Here is a 3,911-nt window from a genome sequence, read left to right on the forward strand (position 1 = left end):
AGAGACACCGCCGCCATCGCCGCCTTTCAGCGCTTCGTAGGTGACGAACGCGCCGATTCCACCGAGCAGCAGCACGTACGTGATGCTGATGATGTTCCCGGCCATGCCCAGTTCTTCGAGGTGGAGGACGATTTCCTTCCCGACTTCGAGGCCGACGGTGGTCCCGATAATCATCGAGACGCCGAGTTTGTAGTCGACTTGACCGAGGTCACGGTGTTTCAACGTCGCGATGACGGAGGTACCGAAGACGAACGCGAGACCAGACCCGACGGCCACGCGCGATGGGTAACCCATGACCAAGAGCGCGGGCGTGACGAGGAACGACCCGCCCATCCCGAAGAAGCCGAAGAGGATACCGATGAGGAGGCCGAATCCGGCGAACATCACCAACATAGCGGCCGAGATTCCGAATATCTCCATCATCGTCATTCACCCCTGAGGAGTTTCAAGACGGTAGAGCCGACGACGCTCTCCAATGCGCCGTATCCGACGTACAGCACCATAGCCTCGACGAGAACGATACCGACGAGTGCTGCTGCCTGGGTACTCCCAGTTAGGTTTTCGATTCCGAACATCTTACCAGCACCCCGTGGGGCGCCCAAATGATATTGTACGAATCATGCTTTCCTGTACAGTGCTGGCTAACCGGAGAGAGGATATAACGCTTTTGGGAACACTGTACAATACCATATCGTGATTGGATACCCATAAGTTATGGATTGAACATAGAAATACCGCTAAACTGTGGCTTCATTTGTACATCAGAGAGTTACGAACAGATATGGCCGCTATCTATGACGGAGTAATATTTCATGACGTGTACAACACTCTGAGACTGCAGACGCACGGCCGCTCGAGCGTCCAGTGAGGCTGTCGCTGTCTGGTTCGTGAGAGGTCGAGCACCGTTGGAGTGGCGAGAGAGATGGTGGGCAGTGAGGAGGATGGATAGAGGAAGGTGGACGCAACGACGCTTCGATGGACAGCCCATCGAGCAGGCCGCGTTCGCAGTGGGGACTCGGCGCTGGCTACGAAGACGAGTGGAAAAGATGGAGAGCGTTAGTCAGCAGACGTTCCGCGGGCGGCGCTCTCGGCGCGTCGGGCGCGCCAGAGGCCCTGCAGGTAGGCACCGACGAACATCCCACCGATGGCGATGAGGATGGGGTAGTTACCGACACCGAGGCTGGCGTACGCTGCCCCGGGGCAGATACCGGAGATTCCCCATCCGGCACCGAAGATGACACCACCGACGACGACGTTCTTGTCGAACGACTTCAGACGGCGGCCGTAGTTCGTTCCGGTGAGGGGTGCCCGGTCACCGAACGCTTCTGCGAGTGCGAAGACGGTTCCCGTGACGACTGCGGCACCGCCCATGACGAAGACGAGGCCGAAGTCGTCGAACTGGAGGAAGTCGATGACGACTTCCGGTCGAGCCATGTTGCTCAGTCCGAGGCCGAACCCGAATATCAAGCCGCCCAGGACGATGAGCAGCATGAATCCGAGTCCGCGTTCGTCGTCGCTCATGGTGACACCCCCAGCGCCTGGAGGAGTTGTGCGACGCCGATTGCGACGAGCATGAAGGTTGCGACGTTCACGAACGAGGTTCGCGAGCGAGAGCCGACGCCGCAGACCCCGTGCCCGGACGTACACCCTTTACCGATGCGGGTCCCGATGCCGACGAGCACGCCGCCGACGGCGAAGCGCCACGGTTGGACCTCGGAGACCCACCAGCCGTCACCGAGTGTGACGGTGTAGATGGCGGCACCGGCGACGATGCTCAGGGTGAAGACGACGCGCCAATCGCGCGACGTGACGTACTTCGTCTTGTTGAACCGCGGGAGGTCGGACACGTACGAGAGCGTCGACTCGAGGAAGGTGCTCGCACCCGCGATGATACCCGTCCCGAGGTAGATGATGGCCGTCCCCAATCCGATGAGGAGACCGCCGAGCGCGTAGTGCGCTATCCCGTTCGGGAAGAGGCTGTCGACGAGGAGCGGCGTCAGTCCCGACATTTAGTTCGTCAGGGCTTCGTTGCTGGCCGCGCAGTTGTTCGGGCCGAGTTCGAGTTCGAACGCGCGGTCGTCGTCCGACTCCTGCACACCGAGGTTGGTCTCGATGATGTCGATGTAGTTGGCTGGCCGAGGCGGCATGTCCGAGAGGATGAACTCCACGAACTCGTCTTTCGGCATAGAGAGTGCGCCCATGGTTTCCTTGAGTTCCCCGAGCGTAGCCGTGTAGCTGCCGTCTTCGGCGGGGATTGCCGCATCACTGAAGTGAGCGGAGGCCACGATGAAGTGGTCGTCGTGGGTGAGGACGCGGTCCTGAAGCGAGTCGTAGAGCATACCGGCGGCGTCCGGGGCACCCTCGTCGCCGTCTTCGAGGTCGGGGCGAGCGACCGACTCGATGAACAGGCCGTCACCCGTGAACAGGACGTTGTCGACCTTGTAGGTCGTCATGCCGGTCGTGTGTCCGGGCGTGTGGATTGCTTCGATCTCCGTGTCGCCGACGGTGAGCGTCTCGCCGTCCGCGATGGTGTCGTACTCGACGTCGTAGTCGACGCCGCGGCCTTCGGCGGCCTCGGGGATGACGCCCGTGACGCCTTCGTCTTCGACCAGCGTGCGGACGCCGCTGATGTGGTCTGCGTGAATGTGCGTATCGATGGCGTACTTGAGTTCTGCACCCATCGCCTTCGCGTCCTGGACGTACTCGTCCGAGAAGTAGCGAAGTGGGTCGACGACGGCGGCCTCGTCGCCGTCGACGATGAGGTACGCGAGACAGCCACTGGAGGGACGCTGGTACTGTGCGATGGTGGCGTCGCCGTCGGTCTCCAGTTCGGTGTACTCGTAGATGCTGGCCCAGCCGTTCATGCCGCGTTCGAGGGCGACTGCGTCGTAGCCCTCCTGGATGAGCAGCCCGGCGACGTACTCAGACGACGACCCCTTCGCACAGAGGACGACGAACTCCTCGTCTTCTGGGAGGTCCTCGTAGATGTCGTCGCTGAGGTCTTCGTCGAGGAAGTCGAAGTAGGGAATGTTGACGTGCGAGACGTTTTCGCCCTCGATGCGCCATTCTTCGTGTTCGGATGGCACGCGGTTGTCGAGGATTGTCAGCTCTTCTCCGTTATCGATGCGCTCTTTGAGCGTCTCGGGTTCGATGACGGGAACTTCGGTTTCCAGTTCCGGGAGGTCTGGAGCAGTCATGTATGCATCACCCACTATTAGATGGTCTGACTTAAGAGTTTGCATAGTCGTTCGATTTTCCTACAATACTAAATCGGCTGTTCGGGCCCTCGCAGGTAGAGGGATTGCGCACTCGCGTACGCGACGAATGACACTACCTATGCAGAGAGTGGGAGAGACTGCCCCGTCGCCCGAAACGAACCTGATATTGCGTAGTCTGCCCAAGAACCGACACACTTTTAGGAAACACCCTGATATTGTGGGATACACCCAACACAGGTGAACTCGAAAAATGAGTGAGTACGAACCTACCGAAACCCTCGACGTGAAAGGACTGTCCTGCCCAATGCCTGTCGTCAAGACCCGCGGTGCGGTCGACGACCTCTCGTCCGGAGAGATTCTGGAAGTCGTCTCTACCGACTCCGGCAGCATGAGCGACCTGAAGGGCTGGGCAGACACGACAGACGGTGTCTCTATGCTCGACCAGGAAGAGTCCGACGAGGGCGGCGAAGCGCTCTTCGTCCACTACATCCAGAAGGAATGAGCTCGGACGCTGACGCGCCCGTCGACACGACGACCGCCTCCGTCGAAGAGCTCCAGGCCCAGATTCAGGCACTGGAAGAAGAGGTCTCTGACCTCCGCGAGGCGACCGACGACGGCGGGCAGAAGTCGATGACCATCATCGCAACGAAAGGCACCCTCGACATGGCGTACCCGCCGCTCATCCTCGCGAGT

The 3,911-nt window shown here is 60.3% G+C and carries 6 protein-coding genes and 1 pseudogene; 2 read left to right on the plus strand and 5 right to left on the minus strand.

Translation table 11 applies throughout. The features are described from left to right. The 5 genes from AUR66_RS19690 to AUR66_RS19705 form a co-directional block, all read right to left on the minus strand. A partial coding sequence (locus AUR66_RS19690; RefSeq protein ID WP_197409889.1) for a TSUP family transporter occupies positions 1-429 on the minus strand: 429 nt, incomplete at its 3' end. After that, positions 426-575, minus strand: a complete 150-nt coding sequence (locus AUR66_RS22415) for a DUF7512 family protein (RefSeq protein ID WP_197409890.1) — start codon at positions 573-575, stop codon at positions 426-428. The genes AUR66_RS19690 and AUR66_RS22415, both read right to left, overlap by 4 nt. Positions 576-1,056: 481 nt before the next feature. Beyond that, the gene (locus tag AUR66_RS19695; RefSeq protein WP_058573805.1) at positions 1,057-1,521 is read right to left on the minus strand and encodes a YeeE/YedE family protein; all 465 of its coding nucleotides are present in this window, start codon (positions 1,519-1,521) and stop codon (positions 1,057-1,059) included. Then, the gene (locus AUR66_RS19700; RefSeq protein ID WP_058573806.1) at positions 1,518-2,009 is read right to left on the minus strand and encodes a YeeE/YedE family protein; all 492 of its coding nucleotides are present in this window, start codon (positions 2,007-2,009) and stop codon (positions 1,518-1,520) included. The genes AUR66_RS19695 and AUR66_RS19700 overlap by 4 nt, the downstream gene beginning before the upstream one ends. Then, the gene (locus tag AUR66_RS19705) at positions 2,010-3,197 is read right to left on the minus strand and encodes an MBL fold metallo-hydrolase (RefSeq protein WP_058573808.1); all 1,188 of its coding nucleotides are present in this window, start codon (positions 3,195-3,197) and stop codon (positions 2,010-2,012) included. It lies immediately after the preceding gene. Between the two features lie 271 nt (positions 3,198-3,468). Here AUR66_RS19705 and AUR66_RS19710 point away from each other — a divergent pair, with 271 nt between their 5' ends. After that, positions 3,469-3,720 carry a sulfurtransferase TusA family protein gene (locus tag AUR66_RS19710; protein ID WP_058573807.1) on the plus strand — a complete coding sequence of 84 codons (252 nt, stop codon included), beginning with the start codon at positions 3,469-3,471 and terminating at the stop codon, positions 3,718-3,720. Continuing rightward, positions 3,717-3,911: pseudogene (locus tag AUR66_RS19715) on the plus strand (DsrE/DsrF/DrsH-like family protein); the annotation flags it as partial. The gene AUR66_RS19710 and the pseudogene AUR66_RS19715, both read left to right, overlap by 4 nt.

Source organism: Haloferax profundi (assembly GCF_001469865.1).
GTDB lineage: Archaea > Halobacteriota > Halobacteria > Halobacteriales > Haloferacaceae > Haloferax > Haloferax profundi.

Bases quoted from the DNA above. Each gene is read 5' to 3' on its own strand.
- AUR66_RS19710 (WP_058573807.1), top strand. From the start codon at position 3,469: ATGAGTGAGTACGAACCTACCGAAACCCTCGACGTGAAAGGACTGTCC.
- AUR66_RS19705 (WP_058573808.1), bottom strand. From the start codon at position 3,197: ATGACTGCTCCAGACCTCCCGGAACTGGAAACCGAAGTTCCCGTCATC.
- AUR66_RS19695 (WP_058573805.1), bottom strand. From the start codon at position 1,521: ATGAGCGACGACGAACGCGGACTCGGATTCATGCTGCTCATCGTCCTG.
- AUR66_RS19700 (WP_058573806.1), bottom strand. From the start codon at position 2,009: ATGTCGGGACTGACGCCGCTCCTCGTCGACAGCCTCTTCCCGAACGGG.
- AUR66_RS22415 (WP_197409890.1), bottom strand. From the start codon at position 575: ATGTTCGGAATCGAAAACCTAACTGGGAGTACCCAGGCAGCAGCACTC.